Origin of the sequence: Leptotrichia trevisanii DSM 22070, from assembly GCF_000482505.1 — a bacterium.
GTDB classification, from domain to species: Bacteria; Fusobacteriota; Fusobacteriia; order Fusobacteriales; family Leptotrichiaceae; genus Leptotrichia; species Leptotrichia trevisanii.
Map to the genome: position 1 here is coordinate 107,601 of NZ_KI519443.1, position 26,111 is coordinate 133,711.

Annotated in this window: 25 protein-coding genes and 1 riboswitch; of the genes, 21 read left to right on the forward strand and 4 right to left on the reverse strand. The window is 30.3% G+C overall.

Features of this window, described 5'->3' with window-relative positions; translation table 11 throughout:
• The first annotated feature begins 46 nt into the window (after positions 1–46).
• The 21 genes from K324_RS0110140 to K324_RS0110240 all read left to right on the forward strand — a co-directional run bounded on the left by K324_RS0110140 (position 47) and on the right by K324_RS0110240 (position 20,083).
• A complete protein-coding gene (locus K324_RS0110140; RefSeq protein WP_026749016.1) occupies positions 47–1,186 on the forward strand; it encodes a BtaA family protein in 1,140 nt (379 codons plus the stop codon).
• Positions 1,173–2,504: a diacylglycerol/polyprenol kinase family protein gene (locus tag K324_RS0110145; RefSeq protein ID WP_026749017.1), complete on the forward strand. Its 1,332-nt coding sequence runs from the start codon at positions 1,173–1,175 to the stop codon at positions 2,502–2,504. Before K324_RS0110140 ends, K324_RS0110145 begins: the two co-directional genes overlap by 14 nt.
• 164 nt (positions 2,505–2,668) lie before the next feature.
• Positions 2,669–3,697 (forward strand): GNAT family N-acetyltransferase, encoded by a 1,029-nt coding sequence (locus K324_RS0110150; RefSeq protein ID WP_026749018.1) that lies wholly within the window; start codon positions 2,669–2,671, stop codon positions 3,695–3,697.
• 17 nt (positions 3,698–3,714) lie between these two features.
• A complete protein-coding gene (locus K324_RS0110155) occupies positions 3,715–5,268 on the forward strand; it encodes an AMP-binding protein (RefSeq protein WP_026749019.1) in 1,554 nt (517 codons plus the stop codon).
• Positions 5,269–5,294: 26 nt separating this feature from the next.
• Positions 5,295–5,678, forward strand: coding sequence for a hypothetical protein (locus tag K324_RS0110160; RefSeq protein WP_026749020.1), 384 nt, complete (start codon positions 5,295–5,297; stop codon positions 5,676–5,678).
• A gap of 40 nt (positions 5,679–5,718) precedes the next feature.
• The gene (locus tag K324_RS0110165) at positions 5,719–6,744 is read left to right on the forward strand and encodes a UbiA family prenyltransferase (RefSeq protein WP_026749021.1); all 1,026 of its coding nucleotides are present in this window, start codon (positions 5,719–5,721) and stop codon (positions 6,742–6,744) included.
• A 141-nt stretch (positions 6,745–6,885) separates the two neighbouring features.
• Positions 6,886–8,112 carry an ATP-binding protein gene (locus K324_RS0110170; RefSeq protein WP_026749022.1) on the forward strand — a complete coding sequence of 409 codons (1,227 nt, stop codon included), beginning with the start codon at positions 6,886–6,888 and terminating at the stop codon, positions 8,110–8,112.
• Between the two features lie 219 nt (positions 8,113–8,331).
• Entirely contained in the window at positions 8,332–9,246 is a 915-nt protein-coding gene (murQ, locus tag K324_RS0110175; protein ID WP_026749023.1) for an N-acetylmuramic acid 6-phosphate etherase, read from the forward strand.
• Positions 9,247–9,267: 21 nt separating this feature from the next.
• On the forward strand, positions 9,268–10,629 hold the full coding sequence (locus K324_RS0110180; RefSeq protein WP_026749024.1) for a 6-phospho-beta-glucosidase: 1,362 nt from the start codon (positions 9,268–9,270) through the stop codon (positions 10,627–10,629).
• 6 nt (positions 10,630–10,635) lie between these two features.
• Positions 10,636–10,965 carry a PTS lactose/cellobiose transporter subunit IIA gene (locus K324_RS0110185; RefSeq protein ID WP_026749025.1) on the forward strand — a complete coding sequence of 110 codons (330 nt, stop codon included), beginning with the start codon at positions 10,636–10,638 and terminating at the stop codon, positions 10,963–10,965.
• A gap of 99 nt (positions 10,966–11,064) precedes the next feature.
• The gene (locus tag K324_RS0110190) at positions 11,065–11,373 is read left to right on the forward strand and encodes a PTS sugar transporter subunit IIB (protein WP_026749026.1); all 309 of its coding nucleotides are present in this window, start codon (positions 11,065–11,067) and stop codon (positions 11,371–11,373) included.
• Positions 11,374–11,551: 178 nt separating this feature from the next.
• A complete protein-coding gene (locus tag K324_RS0110195) occupies positions 11,552–12,895 on the forward strand; it encodes a PTS sugar transporter subunit IIC (RefSeq protein WP_026749027.1) in 1,344 nt (447 codons plus the stop codon).
• Positions 12,896–12,917: 22 nt separating this feature from the next.
• Positions 12,918–14,009, forward strand: a complete 1,092-nt coding sequence (locus K324_RS0110200; RefSeq protein WP_026749028.1) for a DUF871 domain-containing protein — start codon at positions 12,918–12,920, stop codon at positions 14,007–14,009.
• Between the two features lie 82 nt (positions 14,010–14,091).
• Positions 14,092–15,510 (forward strand): PTS transporter subunit EIIC, encoded by a 1,419-nt coding sequence (locus tag K324_RS0110205; protein ID WP_026749029.1) that lies wholly within the window; start codon positions 14,092–14,094, stop codon positions 15,508–15,510.
• A 94-nt stretch (positions 15,511–15,604) separates the two neighbouring features.
• Positions 15,605–15,997, forward strand: a complete 393-nt coding sequence (locus K324_RS0110210) for a hypothetical protein (RefSeq protein WP_026749030.1) — start codon at positions 15,605–15,607, stop codon at positions 15,995–15,997.
• A gap of 127 nt (positions 15,998–16,124) precedes the next feature.
• The gene (locus K324_RS0110215) at positions 16,125–17,018 is read left to right on the forward strand and encodes a helix-turn-helix transcriptional regulator (RefSeq protein WP_026749031.1); all 894 of its coding nucleotides are present in this window, start codon (positions 16,125–16,127) and stop codon (positions 17,016–17,018) included.
• A gap of 154 nt (positions 17,019–17,172) precedes the next feature.
• The gene (locus K324_RS0110220) at positions 17,173–17,667 is read left to right on the forward strand and encodes a GyrI-like domain-containing protein (protein ID WP_026749032.1); all 495 of its coding nucleotides are present in this window, start codon (positions 17,173–17,175) and stop codon (positions 17,665–17,667) included.
• 19 nt (positions 17,668–17,686) lie between these two features.
• Complete coding sequence (locus K324_RS0110225) at positions 17,687–18,160, forward strand: GyrI-like domain-containing protein (protein ID WP_026749033.1); 474 nt, start codon at positions 17,687–17,689, stop codon at positions 18,158–18,160.
• A 19-nt stretch (positions 18,161–18,179) separates the two neighbouring features.
• The gene (locus K324_RS0110230) at positions 18,180–18,812 is read left to right on the forward strand and encodes a GyrI-like domain-containing protein (RefSeq protein WP_026749034.1); all 633 of its coding nucleotides are present in this window, start codon (positions 18,180–18,182) and stop codon (positions 18,810–18,812) included.
• Between the two features lie 10 nt (positions 18,813–18,822).
• Entirely contained in the window at positions 18,823–19,335 is a 513-nt protein-coding gene (locus K324_RS0110235; protein WP_026749035.1) for a ClbS/DfsB family four-helix bundle protein, read from the forward strand.
• 133 nt (positions 19,336–19,468) lie between these two features.
• Positions 19,469–20,083 (forward strand): DJ-1/PfpI family protein, encoded by a 615-nt coding sequence (locus tag K324_RS0110240; protein WP_026749036.1) that lies wholly within the window; start codon positions 19,469–19,471, stop codon positions 20,081–20,083.
• Between the two features lie 40 nt (positions 20,084–20,123).
• Here K324_RS0110240 and metK read toward each other — a convergent pair whose 3' ends face one another.
• The 4 genes from metK to K324_RS0110260 all read right to left on the reverse strand — a co-directional run bounded on the left by metK (position 20,124) and on the right by K324_RS0110260 (position 26,090).
• Entirely contained in the window at positions 20,124–21,278 is a 1,155-nt protein-coding gene (metK, locus tag K324_RS0110245) for a methionine adenosyltransferase (protein ID WP_026749037.1), read from the reverse strand.
• A gap of 144 nt (positions 21,279–21,422) precedes the next feature.
• Positions 21,423–21,520, reverse strand: a riboswitch (SAM riboswitch).
• 116 nt (positions 21,521–21,636) lie between these two features.
• Entirely contained in the window at positions 21,637–22,839 is a 1,203-nt protein-coding gene (locus K324_RS0110250; protein ID WP_026749038.1) for a tetratricopeptide repeat protein, read from the reverse strand.
• A gap of 73 nt (positions 22,840–22,912) precedes the next feature.
• Positions 22,913–24,565 carry a phospholipase D family protein gene (locus tag K324_RS0110255; protein WP_026749039.1) on the reverse strand — a complete coding sequence of 551 codons (1,653 nt, stop codon included), beginning with the start codon at positions 24,563–24,565 and terminating at the stop codon, positions 22,913–22,915.
• Between the two features lie 37 nt (positions 24,566–24,602).
• Positions 24,603–26,090: a hypothetical protein gene (locus tag K324_RS0110260; protein WP_026749040.1), complete on the reverse strand. Its 1,488-nt coding sequence runs from the start codon at positions 26,088–26,090 to the stop codon at positions 24,603–24,605.
• Positions 26,091–26,111: the final 21 nt, after the last annotated feature.

The window sequence follows — 26,111 nt, forward strand, 5'->3', positions numbered from 1 at the left end:
TTTTATTAAAAATTTAAAACTACAAACAAATTAGGAGGGAACATAATTGAAAACGGAAGTAAAAGAAAATAAGGTTGATTTTTCTTTGATAAGATACTCCCAATGCTGGGAAGATACTGAAATATTGCTTGAAAGCCTTGATATAAATGAAAAAGATGTGTGTTTTGGAATTTTGTCAGCAGGGGACAATGTATTTTCGATGCTTGCTAAAAATCCTGAAAAAGTAGTGGCTCTTGACATAAGTTTTCCCCAGATAGCTCTTGCCAAACTTAAAAGAGAAATATTTAAAAGTTTCTCGTATGAGGAAATGCTGGAATTTATAGGGATAAAAATTTCATCTGAAAGAATTGAAATGTATGAAAAAATAAAGGTAAATCTTGAGGAAGATGTGAGGAACTACTGGGATTTTAATAAGGAAGCGATTGAAAATGGAATAATCCATATTGGAAAATTTGAAAAATTTTTTAAGATTTTCAGGGAAAAAATACTTCCTTTTGTGCATAATAAAAAAAGAATTGAAAAACTTCTTGAAAAAAAATCAAGGCAGGAAAGAATTGAGTATTATGACAGTCATTGGAATAATTTTAGATGGAAACTGATGTTTAAGCTGTTCTTTTCAAAATACATAGTTGGGAAACTGGGAAGGGATAAGGAATTTTTCAGATATGCAGAAAAAAATATTTCTGAGGAAATGAAGGAAAGAAGCAGATATGCCCTCTGTGAACTCCCTCCACATGAGAATCCTTACATTTGCTATATTCTGACAGGAAATTACCGTTTGGAACACCTGCCTTACTTTTTGCAAGAAGAAAATTTTGAAAATATTAAGAAAAATCTTCATAAATTGGAAATTGTTCAGAATTCTGTTGAGGAATATCTTGATGGGATAGATTTTAAAATAAATAAATTTAATTTAAGTGATATTTTTGAATATATGTCTTTGGAGAATTATAGAAAATTAATGAAAAAAATTTATGATAATGCTGATAATAATGCAATACTGGCATACTGGAACTTAATTGTGGAAAGAAATTCATCAAAATTAGAATCTCTAAAGGGAAAAGAAAATATAAAAAACAATTTTCACAGGCTGGAAGAGCTCGATAAAAGGCTTCATAAAAAGGACAAGACGTTTTTTTATACTGATTTTGTAGTTGAAAAGGTGATAAAATATGGAAATAGTTAAAATGACAGCTGTTCTGGCAGCTTTTATCCTGTTTTTCCTTTTACTGAACCAACTTGAAAAAAGTGAAAAACTAAATTCAGAACTTATACGGAAAATCCTGCATATAGGCTCAGGAATCGGAGGGCTGGCACTTCCCTTTATATTTGAAGAAAAAAGTTCAGTTATAATACTTGGAGCAATTTTTCTTATGCTGCTTATTTCCATTAGAATAGTAAAACATAAAATAACGGGATTTAAAAAGGTGCTGGAAACAAAAAACAGGAAAACTTTTGGAGATATATATTTTATTGTGAGTATTCTTGGGTTATGGATTGTATCAAGCGAAGACAAGGTAATGTATGCCCTTCCACTTATAATCCTTATGTTTTCCGATGCCTTTGCCGCTCTTATAGGTGAATTTTACAGCAAATACAGGTTTAATACAGGATTTGGCACGAAATCAATAGAAGGCTCAATAACATTCTTTCTTACAACATATTTTATATGTATAAATTTCTTTTTATTCTTTAGTGATATTGGCAGCATAAACATCGTGCTTGTTTCCCTGCTTTTAAGCATTCTTACAATGATTCTTGAAGTTATTTCGTGGAATGGGCTGGATAATCTTTTTGTACCGTTCTTTGTGTATCTCTTTTTGAGATTAAATTTGTATTTGACAGCACAGGAACTGATGTACAAATTTTGGGTAATAATAATACTTTTTATAATTATAATTTTGAATAGAAAAAAGACTACACTTACAAGGGTTGCACAAACTGCAAGTTTATTTTTTCTTTACATCGTAATGATAATTGGAGGGATAAAATGGCTTATTCCGCCACTAATAATGTATCTTGGCTATTATCATTTCACTCCAAAGGTAAAAGGGCAAGTAAAAGATTCTCTTAAAGGACTTTTGGCAATAGCATTTACTACAGCAATGTGGCTTGCAATGAGTATTATTTTAGATAAAAATAAAATGTATCTCATTTATATTTTTGCTTTTTCACTACATTTTGGAATTATAAATTTGATAAGAGACAATGCAGGAAATGTAAAACGGGAAACATTTAGAATGAATTTTCTCATAGGAAGCATTGGAAAAGCAGTGATTTTTTTTATGATAAACTATTTTACTTTATCAAGAATTTGGGATTTTAAAATGCTGGCTGGAATAATAATTTTTATATTTGGCGGAATATTTATTTACGAAACAAGTATGAAGATTTTTTATATTATTGAAAAGGAAAAGGAACTTAGTGGAGAAACAAAAGTATTTATAACTTCTGGAATAGTTTTTGCCTGTTCTATATTATTACTAGGATTAGGAATGTTATAAAAACTTACTATTTAAAATCGAATATTTAATAAATCAATTTATTTTTAGAAATAGTAGGTTTTAATTCCTTACGAACAGATTATATAATAAAATACAACAAATTCATCACTTAAATAGGGTTTAATATAAATACTATAAATTATCAAAAAGGAGAAAATTTAAAAATGAAAATCAAGCGATATGTAATAACAGAAAATAATCAAATAAATAAAAACTATTTAGAAAAATATGTTACGGAAAATAACATTTCACAAAATGAAATTCCAAAAATACAAATAGAACGTCCATCTGAAATTATTGTTTTTTATAATGAGAATGAAGAAACAGCTGGAAGTCTTAATTTATGGCACAATCGCCCTAATTACAATGGAAAGACAACATCGTATATTGGCAATGTAAATATTTTGGAAAAATATCAGAAAAACGAAACAGAAATATTTAATCAAATTTTTGAAAATCTTAAAAAAGATTGTATAGAAACAATAATAGGCCCTTTAAATGGGACTACTTGGAATACATATCGGTATGTTACGGACAGGGGAAATCATCCTCCATTTTTGCTGGAACCTTTTAATAAAGACTATTATGTGAAACTCTTTGAAAAAATTGGTTTTAAGCCACTTACCTACTATATTTCAACAATAATGGAAAATATGAATCCTGTTCAAAGGGGAAATTTATCTAAAAAAATTGAAAAGTTGAGAAAATTTGACTTTTATAAGGATATAACAGTAAAATCTGCGGAAAATGAGGATTTACTTGTTGTGCTGAATAAAGTTTACAACTTGACGATTGAGGCATTTAAAAATAATTTTCTATATTCTGAATTGGATAGAGAAATATTTTTGAAAATGTATATGAGTTATGAAGATAAAATTGTAAAAAAATTCTTTAAAATGCTTTATTTAAAAGACGAATTAATAGGCTATGTATTTGGAATACCTGATTATGCCGAACTTCAATACAAGGAGAAAATAGAAACTATGATTCTTAAAACGATTGCAATTTCTCCCAAATATAATGGAAAAGGGATGGGATATATTCTGATAGATGAACTTGTGAAGGAAGCGGAACATTCAGGATATAAAAATGTGATTTATGCCTTGATGCATGAAAAAAACATATCCAAGAATATTGGCTTATTACTAGGAAATGAATTAAGAAAGTATGCCCTGTTTATAAAGGAACTTTAAATAAAAGGCGGTGTAGAATGACAATAATTGACAAAATTAAAGATTTGAGAAAACAATATCCAGACAATACAGCATTATTTGATTTAAAGACAGGAAATAAGATTACTTTTACTCAAATTGATACAAAATCAGATGAAATTTGCAGCTATTTGATACAAAAAGGATTTGAAAAAGGAAATAAAATCGTTGTTTTTGTCCCCATTGGCATAGAATTTTATCTTATTCTGACTGCAATATTTAAAATGGGACTGCAAGCTGTGTTTATTGATCCGTATGCTGGTATTGAGCATATAAATAAATGCTGTGAAATGATTTCCCCTGACGGAATAATTGGAAGCGGAAAGACACTTTTAAAGGGATTCTTTTTGAAAGGAATCAGAAAAATTGGTAAAAAAATTAATTATATTAAAATGATGGAACATTCTGAAAAACTTTCGATATATGAAAAAAATAAAAATCAGAAAATAATACAAAATGAAAAAATTGACGGAAATACTCCTGCTCTTATCAGTTTTACAAGCGGGAGTACAGGCTTTCCAAAAATTATTATGAGAACTCATGAATTTTTACTTGGACAGCACAATGTACTTGAAAAAAATCTAAAATTTGAAAAAGAAACAGCTGTTTATTCTTCATTCCCGATATTTCTTCTTTCACATATGGCAACAGGAACAACTACCTTTATTCCTGATTTGAACTGGCGAAAACCTGTCGAGTCAGATTTTAGGAATATTGTTAAGCAAATAACAGAAAATAATATACAAAACATTATCTTGCCTCCTGCCATATTTGAAAATATCGTGAAATTTTGTAAAGATGAAAAAATAATACTTGAAAATGTCCAAAAGGTATACACAGGTGGAGCACCTGTCTTTTACAGCCTTATGAAAAAGATTAAAGAAGTTTTTACAAATGCTAAAATTATAGCTTTGTATGGAGCGTCAGAGGCTGAACCCATATCAGTATTAAATTTTGAAGACATAACAGAAGAAGATATTGAAAATATGAAAAATGGCGAAGGGCTTCTGGCTGGAAAAATTGTTAATGAAATAGAACTTAAAATAGAAAAATTAGAGGAAACAGCTGAAAAAAATAAAATCCTAAAAGATAACAATGTTGAAGATTTTTCAACATTAAAAGGTGAAATACTTGTAAAAGGAGAAAATGTAGTTAACGGTTACTTAAATGTTGAGAAAAATCCCAATGAAAACTGGCATAAAACAGGAGATATGGGATATATTAACAAAAAAGGGCAACTTATACTGCTTGGAAGGGTTAAAGGGCGAATACAGATTGAAGAAAACATTTATTATCCTTTTACTGTAGAAACTGCCTTTTCATTTTGCAAAAACTTGAAAAAGTCAGTCCTTACTTCCAAAAATAATAAATTATATCTTTTTGCCGAAAGAAATCCTGAATTTAAAGGAAATTTATCTGAGGATAATGAAATTAAAGGGCTAAAAGAAAAATTTGGAATATTTAAAATAATCGAAACTGAAATTCCTATGGACAAAAGACATAACAGTAAGACGGATTATAAAAGGCTGGAAGAGATAGTTGAAAAACTTTAAAAATTTAGATTCAGAAAGGAAATTTTATGAAAACAGAAGCAAAAGAATTAATTCAGGAAGGATTAAAATTATTTTCATTATATGACAGAAGAGCTTTGAAAAGATTTTATCTTTCAGCAGAAAAAAGTGAGGCAGACTTGTCATATCTCGATGAAAAGTATCAGACTCATATGCGTTCTAAAGCAAGAGGACTGTTTTTTGATTTTTTAGGAGGAGTCATAGAAAGCATTGCATCTTCAGGAACTCCATTCAGCCATTCTCTTGATAGAGCTATGCGTAATGAAAAATTTGCACAATACAATGAAAAAAAATTAATATTAAGATATAAAATTAAAGATTTTCTTGAAAAAACACCGGTAGACAGTAATACAGGATATTTACTTTCCATGATTGACTTCTATTGTCAGTAAAATTGTTGTAATTATAATATTGTAAGAGGAGAAAATAAAAATGAACGAAAGTAATATAAATTCAAAAAAATCAATAATCCAAAATATAAAAAACTTCAAAATATATCTAAATGAGCGATTCCCATTAGGAAAAAACTCTTTTTTCGTATTAATTTTTACTTTGTCAGGATATATTTATACAAGTTTATTATACAATTCAAAAATTATGTATCTTTTTACAAACGGAATTAAAATAGGGATATTTCAATATAAAATAATCGCTCTATTTATCATAATTTTTATGTTTTTCTTTCAATTAAGAATTACAGATGAATTTAAGGATTATGAAGAAGACTTAAAATATAGGGCTTACCGTCCTGTCCAAAGAGGTGTAATTTCGTTAAAAACATTGAGAAAAATAGGAATTGCAACTGTTATAATACAAATAATGCTTGCACACGTTATAGATCCTGAAATTATCTATTTTATGATATTTGTATGGATTTATATGTTCTTAATGGCAAAGGAATTTTTTATAAAAAAATGGCTTACAAAAAGAATTTTGATTTATGCTCTCTCCCACGTTGTAATAATGGTATTCATTACTCTTGTTATTGTAGAAGCTACACAATACATTGTACCAAAAAATATTTTTGACGTTTTTATATTACAACGGTATAGACATAATATTGATTTTGCATTAATTCCTCTTTTTGCATTAAATTATTTAAATGGAATCGTACTGGAAATAGGAAGAAAAACGAGAAGAGCTGATGAAGAGGAACATGGAGTGCAGACATATAGCAAACTTTGGGGGAGAAAAAAGGCTGTGATTATTTTAAGCCTACTTTTTATTATTGAATATTTTTTTGTCATCCTTGGGCTTGCCCATACTTATGAAAAATATTTTTTATTCAGTGGATTAACATTGCTTATAATATTTATAATTTCGATATATTTTATGGTAAAATTTTTGAAAAAGGATTTATCAGGAAAGATTGTAGAAACTGTGTCGGGACTTTGGATTATTTTTTCAAGTATGAGTATGGGGCTTCTTCCGTATTTATTTTTTAGTTTAACAAAATAAAAAATGATTTATCTGTTTTTTATCAGTTACATCGAATAAAAAGTATAAATTTTAGAATTTTGTCAGTTATATCGAATAAAATTTTAAAAATAACTTTTTTATCAGTTATATCTGTGGTATAATTTATTCGAGGTGATAAATATGATAAAAAGAGAAATTTATATAAAAAAAATAATTCCTTTTATTGATAAAGATGTAGTGAAAGTTTTGACAGGAATTAGGAGAAGTGGAAAATCGTATATGTTAAAATTAATCATGGAAGAACTAAAAAATAACGGGATTACTCATGAACAATTTATAAATATTAATTTTGAAAATCTGAAAAATAAACATTTAACTACTACTGAAACTCTTCATGAATATATTATTGATAAATATAAAAAAATAAATAAAAAATGCTATATCTTTCTAGATGAAATTCAGGAAGTTAAAGAATGGGAAAAATGTATAAATTCCTTGAGATCAGATGACAATTATCAATTTGATATTTATATTACAGGATCAAATGCGAAACTTTTGTCTGGGGAACTTTCAACTTATTTGGCAGGCAGATATGTTGAATTTGTGATATATCCTTTTTCTTTTAACGAATTTTTGGAAGCATTAAACAACACAAAGAAAAATACAAATATAAGGGAGGCTTTTCATAATTACATAAGACTTGGCGGAATGCCTTTTTTACATAATTTGAATTTTGATACTGAAGTATGTATGCAATATCTGAAAGACTTATATGCTTCCATAATTTTAAAAGATATAACTCAAAGAAACAGTATCAGAGATACAGACTTGCTTGAAAGAATTATAAATTATCTGATTATGAATGTTGGCAATACTTTTTCCGCCACTTCCATTTCAAAATTTTTTAAAAGTGAAAACAGAAAAGTATCAGTCGAAACTATATTAAATTACATAAGGGCGTGTGAAGAGGCATTTTTGATTTACCAAGTTCCACGTAATGATTTAAAAGGAAAAAAAGTGTTAAATGTAAGTGAAAAATATTATATTGCAGATCATGGAATTAGAGAAGCCATTACCGAAAGTAATGAACGGGATATTAATCAGATTTTTGAAAATATAGTATTTTTGGAACTCCTAAGAGAGGGATATAATGTCAAAATAGGAAAAATTGACAGTTATGAAATAGATTTTGTATGCACAAAGCCAAATAGAGATTTAATCTATATCCAAGTAGCCTACCTGCTAGCTTCTCAGGAAACAATAGAGCGTGAATTTTCCCCACTTGAAGAAATCAAAGATAATTATCCAAAATATGTAATCTCAATGGATGAATTTGATATGTCTAGAAATGGTATAAAACACATAAATATAGTTGACTTTTTAACAAATGGATTTAACAATAAATAAGCAAGAGTGTAAAAAACAATTATGCTCTTGTTTTTTTGTACTACAATTTTTCAGAATTATACAAATATAAACTTTAAGCAGAGTTTATCAATACTTTTCTTCTCTTTTAAACAAATTTTTTAGAAAAATTTAAAAATGGACTTCCATTTAATAAAAATCGAGTTATAATTATGATATATAAAACTAATTTTGGACTAAACTTAAAGGGTGTGATAAATAATGATTGAACTGGAAAAATTGTCTACCGAAGAGAATAATCCAAACAGCAAGGATATTGAATTGCAGGATAGCCTTGAGATTGTGAGAAGGATAAATGAGGAAGACAAGAAAGTGGCGTTTTGCGCAGAAAAAGAATTAGAGAGCATTTCACGGCTGATAGATGCTATTTTGTCAAGATATAAAAAAGAAACAAGGATAATATATGTTGGGGCAGGAACATCAGGAAGACTTGGAATTCTTGACGCTTCAGAATGCCCTCCCACTTATGGGGTTTCCTTTGAAAAAGTTCAAGGAATAATTGCTGGTGGAAATGAAGCGATATTTAAGGCTAAGGAAAATGCTGAAGATAATCCAGAACTTGGAAAACAGGATTTGATAAATATTAATCTTACTGAAAATGATGTAGTTATTGGACTTGCCGCTTCTGGCAGAACTCCCTATGTTTTAGGGGCAATAGAATATGCAAACAGTATTGGTGCAGTTACAGGAAGTATAACTTGCTCAAAAAACTCTGAATTATCAAAGGTTAGTCAATATTCTATAGAAGTCCCTGTTGGAGCTGAAATTGTTACAGGCTCTACCAGAATGAAGGCTGGAACGGCACAGAAAATGATACTTAATATGATTTCCACAACAATTATGATAAAACTGGGAAAAGTATTTTCAGGCTACATGGTGGATGTAAAAACTTCCAATCAGAAACTGGTTGAGCGAGCGAAAAGAATAATAATGAAAACTACTGGGACTGATTATGAAAAGGCAAGTTCTGTTTTGGAAAAAGCTGGAAATGATGTAAAAACTGCTATCGCTATGATACTTTTGGATATTGATAGAGATATGGCAACGGAAAAATTAAAACAATACGACAATAATGTAGCAAAATTGATACATGAATATTCTGAAAAAAATATTTAGCAATTTAGAAAGGATAGTAAAATGGAAAAAAGGGATGGAATTAAAATTGTAACGATTGGTGGAGGCTCCAGCTATACTCCTGAACTGATAGAAGGATTTATTAAAAGGATAAAGGAATTGCCAGTAAGGGAAATATGGCTGGTTGATATTGAGGAAGGGAAAGAAAAATTAGAAATAGTTGGAAATTTGGCTAAAAGAATGGTGGAAAAGGCTGGTATTGACTGCAAGGTTTATTTGACGCTGGATAGAAGAAAAGCTATAAAGGATGCGGATTTTGTAACGACTCAGTTTCGTGTGGGACTTCTTGATGCGAGAATTAAGGATGAAAGAATACCATTTGAAAACGGACTTCTGGGACAGGAAACAAATGGGGCTGGGGGAATATTCAAGGCATTTCGTACAATTCCTGTGATACTTGATATTGTGAAGGATATTAAGGAACTTGCTCCAAATGCTTGGCTTATTAACTTTACAAATCCTGCGGGAATTGTGACAGAAGCTGTACTAAATTATGGAAATTTTGAAAAAGTTGTTGGGCTTTGCAATATCCCAGTACATACTCAGATGGATTGTGCAAGCCTTTACGAAAAAGATATTAGCGAGTTTAAATTCCAATTCGCAGGGCTAAATCACTTTGTCTGGTACAAAGTTTGGGATAAGAAAGGAAATGAACTTACGGCGGATTTATGGGATAAAAGGCAGGATAAGGAAAATCTCGGTGTAAAAAATATTGTCAGCATAAATTACGATTATGATCAGATAAAAAATCTAGGAATGCTGCCTTGTGATTACCATAGATATTATTATTTACAGGATGAAATGTTGGCTGAAGGATTGAAGTCATATAAGGAGAGGGGAACAAGAGGGGAAATTGTTAAAAGAGTTGAAGCAGAACTTTTTGAACTTTACAAGGATATAAATTTGAAGGAAAAACCTAAACAGCTTGAACAGAGAGGTGGAGCTTATTATTCTGACGCAGCCTGTGAATTGATTAGTGCGATTTATAACGATAAAGGCATAATAATGGCTGTAAATACTAGAAATAAAGGGGCTATTGCAGACTTACCGTATAATTCAGCTGTTGAAATTTCCTCATACATTACAGCAAACGGACCTAAACCTATAACATTTGGTAAATTTCCAAATGCTGGACAGAGAGGATATATTCAATTAATGAAGGCAATGGAAGAACTGACTGTGGAAGCGGCTGTTACAGGAAATTATTACACCGCATTGCAGGCTTTCACTACAAATCCATTAGTTCCTGGAACTACAATTGGAAGAAAAGTTTTGAATGAGCTGCTGGATGCACACGAAAAATATTTGCCACAGTTTAAGGACTATTATGAAAACAGAGAAAAATATCAAAATGGAGGAAAATAAGAAATTATGGACAAGGAACAAATGGAATTAGTCGTCTTTGAAATTGTAAATAGTGCCGGAATGGCAAAAGGACTGGCTTACGAAGCATTAAGCGAGGCAGGAAAAGGGAATTTTGAAAAAGCAGAAAATCTATTGAAAGAGGCTGATGAGGCTCTGTTGTCAGCTCACAATGTTCAGACGGAAATAATTCAGGCAGAAGTAAATGGGAAAGGTATCACGCCTTCGGTTTTATTCGTTCACTCACAAGATCATTTAATGACAGCAATTGAGGCAAAAACGTTAATTGAGGGTATGATAAAAATGTATAAAAGAATTGATAAACTTGAAAAGCAATAGGTTTATAAAACAGATAATTGGAAAACTAACACTATTTTGAATAGAATTGATACAAAAACTATAAAAATTGAAAAATAAAAACAAAATTAGGAGGATTTTATGAAAGTATTATTTGTATGTTCACTAGGAATGTCTAGTGCAGTAGCGGTAAAGGCTCTCGAAAAAGAAGCAAATGCAAAAGGTGTGGAAATTGAAGTGAAGGCTGTAAGTACGCAGCAATTTGAAGAAGAAGTAAAAAATGGATATGACGTGGCAATGGTTGCTCCTCAAATAAGACACAGATTTGACACATTAAACGCTCAGGCAAAAGATGCAGGTGTGCCGTGTGCAATGATTACGCCGCAAGGATACAGCCCGCTTGGAGGTCCAAAACTGTTAAAACAAATTCAAGAGCTGTTATCAAAGTAACAAATTTTAAAATACCAATACTAAATCCCATTTAAGAAACAGAAATTATGTTTTAGTCATTTGATAACAGGGGTATTTGCACCTTGCTAAAAAGATTTAGAACCGATCTGCTATTTAAATGGACAATAGTATAAAATTCAAAAAAAAATAATATTACAACAGGAAAGGAAGTAGAATTATGGCAGTTTTAGAACAACTTTCAATAAAAATGGCAAAAATATCAGAACAAAGACATTTAAGGGCGATACGGGATGGTATAGTTTCCACATTGCCACTAATCATTGTCGGATCAATATTTTTAATTTTAGCGTTCCCGCCTTTTCCAAAAGAATGGGCAATTTCAATTTTAGCGAAAAAACACGCAGTGCAAATGCTGCTCCCCTATCGTATGACAATGTTCATAATGGGACTTTACGCAGTTATGGGAATCGGTTACAGTCTTGCAAAATCGTATAAGTTAGACGGAATTACAGGGGCAATCCTCTCAGTCTGCGCATTTTTGCTTACAATTATGCCTAAAATGATTAATCCGATAGAAGTGATAAATCAGACTATCGGCGGAAAAGCAGTGCAAATTATCGTTGAGGAAGGTACAAAAGGCTCTCAAATTATTCAGGAAGATATTGGATACGCCCTGCAAATGTCAAAATTAGGCTCTGCAGGCTTATTTGTAGGAATAATAGCAGCAATATTTGCAGTTGAAGTATATAGAATGACTACAACAACTGGATTTAGAATAAAAATGCCTGAAGCTGTGCCAGAATCAGTTGCACGTTCATTTGAAGCCTTGACTCCAGCAGCAATAATCATTTTCACATTGACAATCTTAACTTACTGGCTAAATATCGATTTACACGACATAATTGGCTCAATTATAAAACCCGTTCTGAAATTTAGTGATTCGTGGTTTTCTGTAATACTTATCGTATTTATGATTACGTTTTTCTGGAGCTTTGGAATTCACGGTGATTCAATCGTCGGCTCAGTTGTACGTCCATTATGGCTTATGCTTCTTGAACAAAATGCCACAGCTTTGGCAAATGGACAAAATATTCCTCATATTGCGGCAGAACCCTTATATCAATGGTTTATCTGGATTGGCGGTTCAGGAACGACAATAGGATTTGCATTATTACTACTGCTTAAATCAAAATCAACTTACGGTAAGACTCTAGGAAAAGCAGCAATCCTTCCTTCAATATTCAACATAAACGAACCAATTATTTTTGGAGCTCCAATCGTATTGAATCCTACATTGTTGCCACCTTTTATAATTGTTCCAATCGTTAATGCCTCAATCGCCTATTTTGCAATGGTAGCAGGACTGGTAAACCGTGTAACTTCAACACCGCCTTGGACTCTTCCAGGACCAATAGGAGCATTTTTAGCAACAAATGGAGATTACAGAGCTGTGATTTTAAACATACTTCTAATTATAATTTCCGTTGCAATTTACTATCCTTTCTTTACAGCCTACGAGAAAAAATTGTTGGCAGAAGAACACGCTGAAACACAAGAATAAAAAAGAAGGGAAATAGTACAAAATGAGAAGATTAGGAATTTCAATTTATCCTGAAAAGACAACTGAAGAAGAATTGCTAAATTATATTGACAAATCTTTTGAAGCTGGCTTTAGCCGAATATTCAGTTGTCTGCTCTCTTCTACGGAGAATAAGGAAATAATTTTAAAAAAATTTAAAAAAGTAAATTATTATGCCAAGGAAAAAGGCTTTGAGATTATCCTGGATGTAAATCCAAAAGTTTTTGATGATTTGGAAATCAGTTATGATGATTTAACTTTCTTTAAGGAAATAGGAGCTGATGGAATCAGGCTTGATATTGGATTTACTGGATTGCAGGAAAGCATTATGACATTTAATAAGGAAAATTTAAAAATTGAGGTAAATATGAGCAACGATACCCATTATATCGACACGATTATGGATTACTGCCCAAATAAAAGCAATCTAATAGGATGCCACAATTTTTACCCTCATATTCACACAGGACTTGGATTGGAATTTTTCAAAAAATGCACAGAAAACTTTACAAAACATGGCTTACAAACAGCGGCATTTATAACTTCACAAGCCAAAAACACTTTTGGGCCTTGGCCAGTAACACAAGGGCTGCCAACTTTGGAAATGCACCGTAACTTGCCGCTAATAGTTCAGTTCAAGCATTTTGTGGCACTAGAAACAATTGATGATATAATTATTTCAAACTGCTATCCAACTGATGAAGAATTAGAAAAATTTAAAAAAGTGCGTAAAGATATGGTAAGTTTTTCAATCGAGCTGGAAAAAGATGTTCCTGAAATAGAGCAAAAAATAATTTTTGATGAATTTCACTTTAACAGAGGTGATATTTCCGAAAATCTAATCCGTTCCACAAGTAGCCGTGTCAAGTACAAAGGACATAATTTCAAAATTTTTAATGCTCCTGAAATAATAAGAAAAGGAGATGTAATTATTGAAAGCAGTGAATACGGGCATTATGCAGGTGAACTTTTAATTGCAAAGACAGAGATGAAAAATACTGGAAAGTCAAATGTTGTTGGAAAAATAGCTGATGAAGAAATATTTTTAATTGATTACATCAAACCTTGGCAAAAATTTTCTTTTGTAAAAAAATAAAAATGCCTCTATCTAATAGATTTATCTTTCACTATTTAATTAAAAAATTTTGAAACTTCAACTTACAAAGGAGATGAGCATTATGGATGCCAAAAAAACAGCACAGAAAATTTATGATATTTTAGGCGGTAAGGAAAATATTGTTTCAAATGCAGTCTGTATAACAAGACTGAGAGTAAAAATTAGAAATGAAGTGGATTTGGAGAAATTGAAAAAGGTTGATGGTATACTAAATGTAGTGAATGCCGAAACTTTACAAATTGTATTAGGGCCTGGAAAAGTAAACACTGTGGGAGATGAATTTTCAAAACTTAGTGGTATTGCTCTAGGATTTTCAGATAGTAATGTAAAAGATGTGGCAAATGAAAATAAGAAAGTCAATAGACAAAAACATAATGGGCCTGTTCAACAATTTCTTCAAAAAATTGCAAATGTATTTGTGCCTTTACTACCTGGAATAATTGCAGCAGGATTAATAATGGGACTTACAAATGTGATAAATGTTGCAACTAAAAATGCTTATAATACAATATGGTGGTTTGCTGCTATAAGAAGTATCGGATTTGTAATGTTTGGCTATCTTGCAATCTATGTAGGAATGAATGCATCAAAAGAGTTTGGCGGAACAGCCGTCCTCGGTGGAATTATCGGCTCTATATTCATAGCAAATCCTGCTTTGCCGCTACTTTTAAAAGTTGAAGAAAAAAACGCAATTATGCTGCCTTTTATTAACCATCCCTTTACACCAGGAATGGGCGGATTACTTGCAGCTCTTTTTATGGGAATGATTACCGCATTTCTGGAAAAGCAGATAAGAAAAATAATCCCATCAATGCTCGACACTTTCTTTACTCCCCTTTTAACATTAATAATCGGGATATTTATTGCACTGCTTGTAATTCAGCCTTTAGGAAGCATTATAACAGAATTTATATACGCTATTCTTGATTTCACATACAACAAACTAGGAATATTAGGCGGTTATCTGCTAGCTGCAGGATTTTTACCTCTCGTTTCCGTAGGATTGCACCAGGCATTAACTCCTATCCATGTAATGCTTAACAATCCTGAAGGTCCCACAAAAGGTATTAATTATTTACTCCCAATTCTTATGATGGCAGGAGGAGGACAAGTTGGTGCAGGAATTGCAATTTATATAAAAACTAAGAACCAAAGGCTTAAAAATATGGCAAGAGATTCCATTCCAGTTGGAATACTTGGAATTGGCGAGCCATTAATGTATGCTGTAACTTTGCCATTAGGAAAGCCATTTGTTACAGCCTGTCTAGGCTCTGGGATTGGCGGGATTCTTGCAGTTCTATTCCATCTTGGGACAATTTCTCAAGGTGTTTCAGGATTATTTGGGCTGCTTATTGTAGTCCCAGGAACTTGGATTTACTTTATGATCGCAATGCTTGGAGCGTATGCAGGTGGATTTGTGCTAACTTATCTATTTGGAATTGATGACGAAAAGATAGAAGAAATGTACGGTGAACAGTAAATTTTTATTTAATTTTATACTAAATTTTTCAAATTTTCCCTTGAAGCAGAAGAGCAGGTTTGCTATGAATAAATATAAAATGGAGGTAGCCATTATGAGAAAATTAAGATTATTACTATTATTATTTGGATTGCTTTTTATTTTTTCGTGTGATTCTAACTATATCAAGGAAGTGAAAAGAGTAAAATTTGAAACAATGGTTGTAAACAACTTTAGATGTCATTCAGTAGAAGATATTGCAGGTGCTTTAATTAAATATGTTTATCCAGAAGTTAATCTCGGAGATATAAATGATTTTATGAAATGGGAAGAAGATTCAGAAAATGGCTCTAAAATAATAAAAATTTCTTATAAAAAGGCAATTGTAAAAGTACCAACACACAAACAAGGAGATTCTATCCAAGTATCTCCTGAAGAAATTACATTATTAGCAAACAATAGATCATTACCATTATCTCAATTTGTAAGTCCTTACCATTGGAAATAACCTTAGCGAATTTATTTTGTCCTATTTCTTTATACAAAAAATATAGTGAAAAATTTTTATTTAATTTTATACTGACTTTTGATAAAATAAAAAGAGAATATTAAAACTTTTAAGGAGCAAAAGCAATATGAAAATCAGCAGATTATTTGAAATTGTTTATCTATTACTTGAAAAAAGGACTATTACTGCAAAAGAGCTTGCTGCACATTTTGAAGTATCAGCCAGAACAATTTACAGAGATATTGACATTCTCTCTTCTGCTGGTATTCCAGTTTATTTTCAAAGAGGAAAGCACGGCGGAATAAAGTTAATGGATAACTACATAATGAATAAATCCCTACTTTCCCAAAAAGAACAAAACGAAATACTTTATGCCCTCCAAAGTCTGAATGCCACAAACTATCCCAACAACGATAAAACTTTCTTAAAATTAAGTTCCATTTTTAATCAAAAAGCAAATAACTGGATAAAAATAGACTTCTCAAGATACAACAATGATGACAATACCCTATTTGAAAAATTAAAAGAAGCAATATTAACTAAACAAACTGTAAAATTTGACTATTTCAATACAAAAGGCGAACATTCTGAAAGAACAGCAGATCCCCTGACTTTATGGTTCAAGGAAAAAGCGTGGTATTTATTTGCCTATTGCCACGAAAAAATCGACATTCGACAATTTAAAATAACAAGAATCAAAAATTTAACTTTAACAAACGAATATTTTGAAAAAACAATCAAAGACTTTGAAATAAATAACAACAAAAGCACAGTAAAAAGTGTAAAAGTCACAGTTGAAATAGACAAATCACAGGCATACCGTGTCTATGATGAATTTTCGGAAGAAAATATAAATAAAATGGAAGATGGTAATTTTGAAGTTACAATGGAAAATCCTGAAAACGAATGGATTTATGGTTATTTACTTTCATTTGGAGAATATTTGAGGGTAAAGGAACCTGAGAGAATAAAGAAAATTTTATTTAAAAAAATTGAAAAAATGAAGAAAAATTATTTGTAAAAATAAATATTTTAAATATGACACACTGATGTCATATTTTTTATATTATAATAATTATAGAAATTTTATACTATTTCCCATTTAAATAGGGTTTAGTATTAGAGAGGAGAAACTTTTAAAATAATAAAAATAACTTAACAAAGGTGGTATAATTATGAAATATGAAATAGTAGAAATTAAAGAAAAAACTCTTGTTGGATTAAAGGCAAGAATAAAGGAAGAGAAAACAGCACATGATACAATCTGGAATTTATGGAAAGATTTATATTCTGAAAAAGGTGTGAAAAATGTAAAAGATAGAAAAAACGGTAATCTTATGGGAGTTTATTATAACTACAGTAATGAAAATGGATTTGCGTATGACTGTCTTACAGGTTGTGAAGTAAAGGATACAATAGATAAAATCCCTGAAAATATGATAAAAATACAAATCCCTGAGGGAAAATATGCAAAATTTGTAATTACTGGAAATCCTGAAAAGGCTGTTGGAGAGTTTTGGAATAAATTTTGGAAAGAATTGAGTAAGGATTTTTCAGATAATAGAAGGTATACATACGATTTTGAAGAATATATAACTAAAGATAACTATGAAATATCAGGTGAAAGCTATGAAAACATGGAAATTCACATTTATATCAGTATAAAATAATAATTAGGAGATGATAATTATGAAATATGAAATAGTAGAAATTAAAGAAAAAACTCTTGCTGGATTTAAAACAAGAGTGAAAGATGATGAAACAATGTATGAAAAAATTTCAGATTTATGGAAAAAACTGTATTCTGAAAAAGGTGCTAAAAATATAGAAAACAGAATAAATGACAATGCTATAGGTGTTTACTATAACTACAATAACGAAAATGGATTTGAGTACGATTGTCTTACAGGCTGTGAAATAAAAAGTACAATTGGTGAAATTCCTGAAGATATGATAAAAATACAAATTCCAGAGGGAAAATATGCAAAATTTATAATTATGGGAAATCCTGAAAAGGCTGTTGGAGAATTTTGGAATAAATTTTGGGAAGAATTTGGGAAGGAAAAATCTGACATGAGAAATTATACCTATGATTTTGAAGAATATATAGCAGGTAATGATTATGAAAATGCAGAAATTCACATTTATATCAGCATAAAATAATCATTAGGAGATGGTAGTTATGGCATTTGATTTTAAAAAGGAATTTAAAAGATTTTATAAACCATCAGAGAATCCTGAAATTATAGAAATCCCTAAAATGAATTTTATAGCAGTACGTGGAAAAGGAAATCCCAATGAGAAAGAAGGGGAATATCAAAAAGCTGTTGAAATGTTATATGGAGTTGCCTATACCCTTAAAATGAGTTACAAGACACAATATAAAATTGAAGGATTTTTTGAATATGTTGTTCCGCCACTAGAAGGACTCTGGTGGCAGGAAAATGTAAAGAATGAAAATTATCTGCTAAACAAGAAATTATTTAACTGGATTTCTTTAATTAGAGTACCTGATTTTATTAAAAAGGAAGATGTGGAATGGGCTATAAAGTGTGCTACTGAAAAAAAGAAAAAGGATTTTTCAAAAGTTGAATTTTTCAGCTATAATGAAGGGCTTTGTGTACAATGCATGCATATAGGAAGCTACAATGATGAACCTGAAACTATTCAGAAAATGAATGAATTTGCACAAAAATGTGGATACAGCATTGATTTAACAGGGAAAAGATATCACCATGAAATTTATTTGAGCGATCCAAGAAAGGCAGATGTGAATAAGATTAAGACAGTGATAAGACAGCCTGTTAAAGAATAGGGAGAAAATTATGCAGGAATATTCAAGTAAAAAAGAATTGACAGATGAAATAAATAAAAGAGCTGTATTATTTATTAATGAATTTTCAGAAATTACTGATAAAAATAAAGATACTTTTGTAGATGAAGTTGACAAAAGTCCTGTTCAAATGATTGCTTACCAGCTGGGATGGATGAATTTAATACTTTTATGGGAAGAAAAAAATAAAAATAATGAAATAGTTATTACTCCTTCAGAAAATTACAAATGGAATAATTTAGGTGGACTTTATCAATCATTTTATAAAAAGTATGAAAATTATTCAATAAAAAAGTTAATTGCAGAATTTAATATAACCGTAAAAAAAATAACTAATTTAATTGAAATTTATACAGAAAAGGAGTTATTTGAGCAAAATCAACGACAATGGGCTTCTTCCACACCAAGTAACTGGCCTATCTGGAAATGGATACACATAAATACAGTCGCTCCTTTTAAAACTTTCAGGACAAAAATAAGAAAATGGAAAAAATTAAATATTTGACTTTTTTTATATTATAATTTATAATATTTTCAATTCTTTTAAAACTTTAGAAAATTAAACTATTAAAAACGAAATAATTTTATTTAGTTTTAAAGTCGAAAATTTATTGCAACTAAGAAAGGACAAAATGATAATGAAAAATATAGTTTTTTTAATTTTAGATGAATTTGCAGATTGGGAAGCTGCATTTCTGTCTTCAGCATTGAATGACAAAAATATAACTCAAAATTATTCGATTAGTTATGCTTCAACTAACAAGGATATTAAAACATCAATGGGAAATTTAAAAATGTTGCCTGATATGACATTAGAAGAAATTATGGAAGACAATACTGATGGACTGATTTTAATTGGAGGAAAAACTTGGAGAAATCAGAGCTTTAAAACAAACTACACGATTATTGAACTTGTTAAAAAATTTAAGAATAATCCAAATAAAGTTGTAGGTGCAATTTGTGATGCCGCTTATTTCCTTGCAACTAATGGACTTCTAAATGATTACAAACATACTGTAAACAATTTTGCGGAAATAAAGGATAATGAAAATTATACAAATTCTGAAAATTTTGTGAAAGCAGAATCAGTAATTGATGGAAAGATGGTAACTGCAAGAGGTGACAGTCCCTTTCATTTTGCAAAAAATGTTATGAAAGCATTAGGCGATATTCCTGAAAAAAATATAAATTTCTTTTTTGATATGTACACAATTGGATTTGAAAAGGCTTTTGAAAAATATTCTAATAAATAAAAATTTAAAGGGAGTGACTTATTCGCTCCCTGTTTTTATACTATTTCCCTAATTCTTCCTTCAATCCTTCAACTTTATCCAGCTTTTCCCAAGGTAAATCAATATCAGTTCTTCCAATATGTCCAAATGCCGCTAAATCTTGATATCTAAATGATGGTTTTCTCAAGTTTAATGATTTTTGGATTCCATTCGGTGTTAAGTCAAATAATTTTGCAACAGCCTCTTCAATTCTTGTTTCTTCAACTGTCCCAGTTCCAAATGTTTCTACACGAATTGACACTGGTTCAACAACACCTATCGCATAAGATAGTTGAACTTCACATTTTGTAGCAAAGCCTGCTGCAACAATATTTTTAGCAATCCATCTTGCCGCATAAGCCGCCGATCTGTCAACTTTGGATGGATCTTTTCCAGAAAATGCTCCTCCACCATGTCTAAAATATCCACCATAAGTATCAATTATAATTTTTCTTCCAGTAAGTCCAGAATCTCCGTGAGGCCCTCCAATCACAAATCTTCCAGTTGGATTAATATGAAATTTTCTTACATTTTCAATATTCAAGTTATATTTTTCCAACACAGGTTTTATAACAAGTTCTTTTAAATCCTTCTCAATTTGTGCATTTGTAACATCTTCATTATGCTGTACAGATAAAACAACTGTATCAACATTTAACAACTTTCCATTTTCATCATAAGCCAGTGTAACCTGAGATTTTGCATCAGGCCTTGCCCAAACAAGTGTTCCATTTCTTGTGATTTCAGTTAATTTCTGAATAATTCCACGTGATAATACAAGTGCCAAAGGCATTAATTCTTCAGTTTCATTAACTGCTCCTCCGAACATAATTCCCTGATCTCCAGCTCCACCTGTATCTACCCCCATCGAAATATCAGGCGATTGAGAATGAATAGTATTTAACACACCGCAGTCAGAGTCAAATCCCATTCCTGGACGATATCCGATTTCATAAATTTTATCTCTAACAATCTTCTGCACATCCACATAAGTCTTAGTTGTAATCTCTCCCCCAACAACTACAAGCCCAGTAGTTGCAAATGTTTCACAAGCCACTCTCGAACTTTCATCATCTGCAAGACAGGCGTCCAATATTGAATCTGAAATCTGATCGCAAATTTTGTCTGGATGCCCTGGTGATACAAATTCCGATGTAAAGTAAATTTTTTTAGCCATTTCATTTCCTCCTAATTTCTAATTTCTATTTTTTTTATTGTAAAACAAATTATAATTATCAACCTTAAAATTTACACAATATTTTGTTATAAAAAATATTATTATCCTAAAAAAAACTCTTCCTTGCAAGGAAGAGAATTAAAATTCTTATCTTTGCATTTGTATGCCGGACTTAGCACCTTGTAATTACAGGTTGCTGGATACTCAAACGGGCCGTTCCCTAATATCTCTCTTGATAAGTTTTATTAAATTGTATCATAATTTTAAGTTTGATTTTCAAATAACTTTATTCTAAAACTAGTATATCCCATTTTTTAAAAAATGTCAATATTCAAAAATTTTTATTTTTCATATTTTTTTATTTATTGTATTCTGCTGCTTTTTTCTTCATAATTTCATCAATATTCACATCCGAAGATTTTTCAGCAGGTTTTACTGTCTGTGCAGGTTGTTGCTGTTTGGCTGCACTTGGTTTCTCAGCTTTAATCTCAACTTTTGAGGCTTCTTCCGCTTTGCTTTTACTTTTCACATCATTAAGCGTACTTTCCGTCAAACTTTGAGAAGAATTTCCGTTTCCTAAGAAAGTTTTTACGTGCTTATCATTTTTCTTTTCTTCAACTACTCCACCATTTTGAATTCTTTCTATAGCAGCAGCAGCATTCTTATCTCCATTCTTGGCAGCGATTTTATACCATTTTAAAGCCTCTGTCATATTATTCTGTTGATGATATGACATCGCAATCGGCATTGCAAGTCCTTTATTTCCAGCATTATATGCTTTCAGAAGATATGGACGTGATTCAGTCTGTTTTCCTCCATCATACAAAATTGCTCCAATTTCATAATTTGCTTCCTTTACACCACGATTTGCAGCCTTTTGGAACCATTTCATTGCTTCTGATTCATTTTTAAGCTCTTTATTTAAAAGTGCCACACGTATATCAGCTTCCTTTATTCCAGCATTATATGCTTTTTCAAATTCTGCTTTAGCCTCTTTGTATCTCTTTGCCTTTATTAAGTCAACACCTCTATTGTATGCTTCTGCACCAGGACGCATTTTTATTTGACGCATTTGCTGTCTACCAGCAGTCGTTGTAGCACCTTTTGGAAGTCTTGCAATCAATTTATTTGCTTCCGCCATATTTCCTTCTTCTTTAAAAATTACAGCCAAGTTATAAATTGCTTCAGGATAATTTTTATCTACACCATATTGCAAAATCTGTTTCACTTTATCCATATTTTTTAAGTTGTAATAAAGCTGTGCAAGTGACATAATTGATTCTTTATCTCCATTTTGAGCTTTTGTCAACGCTTCTGAAACTTTTGCTGGATCAATTTGATTGTCAATTAAATTTTGCTGCTCCTCAGGAGTCAAGTTTTGTATGTTAGGATTTCCTTGTGCCTGTCCTCCAAGATTAAAAATATCAGTATTGATGTCCTTATTTTGTTGCTGTTGTGTCTGTTGATTGTTTTTCTTGTTATCCTTTTTCTTTTTAAAGCAAGAAACTGACATCATTCCAATAGCCAAAATTACTATTGCAAACATTATTTTTCTTTTCATTTACTGCTCATTCCTCTCTTTCAAATTCTTTTCATTTTATAATTCAATAAAATCTTCTGCCCAATTTTTACATTTAAAATGATCCTAACTGTGTTGCATCCAATATTTTATACATAAAATCTGTACTTGCTTTCGTAGTTGGCTCATCATCAAAATTTATTGTAAACAAGCCATCCTTATTTTCCCACAATCTATCAAAATATGTATAAATATCCTTTGTCAACTTAGAATTTTTATTTGTCAAAATCCTAAAATTAGCATCCATTATGTAACCACGTATATTTTTTTTGATTAAATTAGCTGAACCTGTGTGTATTATAACATTGCCGTCTGTTTTTTTGATTAGTGTTATCTTTGTGTGATATTGCTCATTATTCGTAAAATACCATTTTACTTCTATTTTATTTTTAGTTTTTTTCTTCAATTTCTTAGAAACAGGTTTGTTAGGGAGTCCATTCGTACTCATTCCAAAAGCATCTCTACTTCTATCAAAAATAATCCGAACTTTTACACCACGGTTTGCAGCCTTTATCAGCCTTTCAATGACACCCTTGTCAGCCAGAAAATACATTCCCATAAGTATCTCATCCCCAGCTCTCGCACTGTCAATATCCTTATCCAGATGCTCCCCAATTTTTGCCTCTGTCACAAACTGCAGCTGATATTTATTATTTTCATCATCAAATCTGGTAATCATATCTCCATTTTTCTGATTTTCATTTTCAGAATTTTGACTTTTTTCAGGAAGTTCTCCAGTTTGTGCAAACCTTCTTGTTTCCTCTTCTACAAATTCTTCCTTCTTTTTCTCAATTTTTTTAACTTGCTTTTCAGTCTCACTTTCAGAAAAACTATTTATTAGGCTTGTCCTATCTTCTGTTAAATTCCCAATTTGACTGCTATTTATTCTATTCTCCTGCTTTCTGGTTACATCAATCTTCCCATCTGAAAATTCAGCCACAAGCTGCAATCCATGCAAAATATCCTTCGTAATTTCTCCATTAGCTGATATTGCCACATTCTCATGATAATAACTTGGATCGTGAATATTTGCACTCGAAACTACAACATTTTCCTCATTCAAAAATATTTTCCTATGATCCGCCTTCACATTCAGCGCCCTCAACAAATTTCTCAAAGTCAGTTTAGGCCACATAGGCCCATAAAAGTTCCCAATCCATCCCTTCCCCTGCGGATTCCCATGAGGTGCAATCAATGTTCTCCAAATTGGCGAGTACCAAGGAAACGTATCTTTTAACTTAAAAATATCCACCATTATAACATCAATCCCAGCATTTTTCATATCCGTAATAAATGGATGCTCAAAAGCCCCATACAAATTATTATTCTCATCTGAAAGCACATATACCTTCAAATCAGGATTTTCCATCTTCTTTTTAATAAGCCTTCTCGTATATTCCTTAGCAAACTCTGGAAAATGCTCCTTATCCTTATTATAAATGTCATTAAACAAAAACATCTCCACAATCAGATAATCCTTAGCCTCATCCACAACCTTATAAGTCGCCTCCCAAATCTTCCTGTCATACCGAATATTCCCATCCTTGTCCAGATAAGTCAAATCATAATGAAACTCAACATTATCACTATCCCTCAATGGACCTTCATAATTTACTCCAAGCGGAGGAGTTTTTATTGTGGAACATGAAATTGTAAAGGCTGTTAAAATACCAATTAATAAATACTTTTTTCTTCTTACTAAGTTCATTTTTCCCTAAGAGATTTTTATAATTCTTGAAAAAATCTCATTCTCCTTTCTTTTTGCATAAATTTGTTTGCCAGTTTTTCCTTTTTCTTTTTGGTTTCTTATTTTCTAATTCTTTTACACATTCAGAAATTTCTTTAGAAGTTGTTATACAAAATAACACAATACTAAATATTATCAAAGGTATCGATTCTAATGCTAATGTTAATGCTAATGTCCAAAATTTGATTTGTTTAACCATTTCTCCAATATTTGTTGTTGTTGCTATTTTCCAAATATTTTGTATTGTAATTCCAATCGCTGATAATGTTAAAAATTTATCATATTTATTTCTGTCTAAAAGAACTTTAGTTCCTTTTTTTATTTCTAATAATGTTATATAATCATAGTATTCTTTACTTTTTTTACCATATAACTTTAGCCAAAAATATATTATTCCAAATAAAAATAAAATTAAATTTAATAAATTATAACTAAATTTATCTTCTTCAATTTTTATTTCCTCACTCTGATTTAATTGCCATCCTAAATTATTTCCTAAAAATATATAATTTTTCATATTATTTTTATCAGCCATATTATTTTCTATTATTATTATTTTAGCTTCTATACTTATTTTGTCATTTATTGTTTTTTCATTTGCATCTAAAATTTTTAAATTTTCATTATTAATAAGTACAAACTCTCCTTTTTCTATCTTTCCATTTTTTGTTTCTATTTTATTAGAAATTTCAAAAATAGGTAAAGGAAAGGATGAAGGCATAAACAAAGATACATTATTTTCTTTGTTAAATAAAATTTTTTCTATAATAGAATTTCTAAATAATGAATCATTTTCAATATAAAATTCTTTATTTTTACTCATTATATTAAACTTCTTTTTTCCATCCTTAAAAAACAATTTTATACTTTTTCCTTCTAAATCTTTTAATTTTCCTTTTGTAACTCTAATTGCATTTTTATTTTCTTTAGTTGCATGATACCAAATTACATTAAAAACTATTATAAATGATAATACAAAACTAATTAAGTAAAAAAGGTAAGAGCCTTTGCATTTTGTAAAAATTAATAATCCGATTTTCAAAAAAAATAAAATATAAATTACAAACAAAAATTGAATGAAAATTATTGGCAATATAAGGCTAAATTTTTGAAACCAATTAAAAAGGTTCATTCCAAATAATGTTATTAAAACTATCCAAAGAATATCAATAAATTCTATAATTTTATTAAATAAAACTTTGATTATCTCTAATATTAATTTATTTGGAACAGGAAATAATAACGGAAAAATTACTATAAATTGTGGTAGCTTCATATGTAATACTAATATTAGCAATAATACTAATTTCAATGTAATTACCATATTTGATGTTTTTTTATTTCTAATTATTCTAACTTTATTATTATCTTTAAAATATTTTATAAGATATTGTGATAAGTAGAACTTATCCTTATACTTAAAAAGTAATGATATAATACATATTGTTGATAACATATATGCAATTCCATTAATCCAATTCATCATTTACTTCCTCCATAAAATTAC

Bases quoted from the DNA above. Each gene is read 5' to 3' on its own strand.
- K324_RS0110145 (WP_026749017.1), top strand. From the start codon at position 1,173: ATGGAAATAGTTAAAATGACAGCTGTTCTGGCAGCTTTTATCCTGTTT.
- K324_RS0110150 (WP_026749018.1), top strand. From the start codon at position 2,669: ATGAAAATCAAGCGATATGTAATAACAGAAAATAATCAAATAAATAAA.
- K324_RS0110155 (WP_026749019.1), top strand. From the start codon at position 3,715: ATGACAATAATTGACAAAATTAAAGATTTGAGAAAACAATATCCAGAC.
- K324_RS0110160 (WP_026749020.1), top strand. From the start codon at position 5,295: ATGAAAACAGAAGCAAAAGAATTAATTCAGGAAGGATTAAAATTATTT.
- K324_RS0110165 (WP_026749021.1), top strand. From the start codon at position 5,719: ATGAACGAAAGTAATATAAATTCAAAAAAATCAATAATCCAAAATATA.
- K324_RS0110170 (WP_026749022.1), top strand. From the start codon at position 6,886: ATGATAAAAAGAGAAATTTATATAAAAAAAATAATTCCTTTTATTGAT.
- murQ (WP_026749023.1), top strand. From the start codon at position 8,332: ATGATTGAACTGGAAAAATTGTCTACCGAAGAGAATAATCCAAACAGC.
- K324_RS0110180 (WP_026749024.1), top strand. From the start codon at position 9,268: ATGGAAAAAAGGGATGGAATTAAAATTGTAACGATTGGTGGAGGCTCC.
- K324_RS0110185 (WP_026749025.1), top strand. From the start codon at position 10,636: ATGGACAAGGAACAAATGGAATTAGTCGTCTTTGAAATTGTAAATAGT.
- K324_RS0110190 (WP_026749026.1), top strand. From the start codon at position 11,065: ATGAAAGTATTATTTGTATGTTCACTAGGAATGTCTAGTGCAGTAGCG.
- K324_RS0110195 (WP_026749027.1), top strand. From the start codon at position 11,552: ATGGCAGTTTTAGAACAACTTTCAATAAAAATGGCAAAAATATCAGAA.
- K324_RS0110200 (WP_026749028.1), top strand. From the start codon at position 12,918: ATGAGAAGATTAGGAATTTCAATTTATCCTGAAAAGACAACTGAAGAA.
- K324_RS0110205 (WP_026749029.1), top strand. From the start codon at position 14,092: ATGGATGCCAAAAAAACAGCACAGAAAATTTATGATATTTTAGGCGGT.
- K324_RS0110210 (WP_026749030.1), top strand. From the start codon at position 15,605: ATGAGAAAATTAAGATTATTACTATTATTATTTGGATTGCTTTTTATT.
- K324_RS0110215 (WP_026749031.1), top strand. From the start codon at position 16,125: ATGAAAATCAGCAGATTATTTGAAATTGTTTATCTATTACTTGAAAAA.
- K324_RS0110220 (WP_026749032.1), top strand. From the start codon at position 17,173: ATGAAATATGAAATAGTAGAAATTAAAGAAAAAACTCTTGTTGGATTA.
- K324_RS0110225 (WP_026749033.1), top strand. From the start codon at position 17,687: ATGAAATATGAAATAGTAGAAATTAAAGAAAAAACTCTTGCTGGATTT.
- K324_RS0110230 (WP_026749034.1), top strand. From the start codon at position 18,180: ATGGCATTTGATTTTAAAAAGGAATTTAAAAGATTTTATAAACCATCA.
- K324_RS0110235 (WP_026749035.1), top strand. From the start codon at position 18,823: ATGCAGGAATATTCAAGTAAAAAAGAATTGACAGATGAAATAAATAAA.
- K324_RS0110240 (WP_026749036.1), top strand. From the start codon at position 19,469: ATGAAAAATATAGTTTTTTTAATTTTAGATGAATTTGCAGATTGGGAA.
- metK (WP_026749037.1), bottom strand. From the start codon at position 21,278: ATGGCTAAAAAAATTTACTTTACATCGGAATTTGTATCACCAGGGCAT.
- K324_RS0110250 (WP_026749038.1), bottom strand. From the start codon at position 22,839: ATGAAAAGAAAAATAATGTTTGCAATAGTAATTTTGGCTATTGGAATG.
- K324_RS0110255 (WP_026749039.1), bottom strand. From the start codon at position 24,565: ATGAACTTAGTAAGAAGAAAAAAGTATTTATTAATTGGTATTTTAACA.
- K324_RS0110260 (WP_026749040.1), bottom strand. From the start codon at position 26,090: ATGATGAATTGGATTAATGGAATTGCATATATGTTATCAACAATATGT.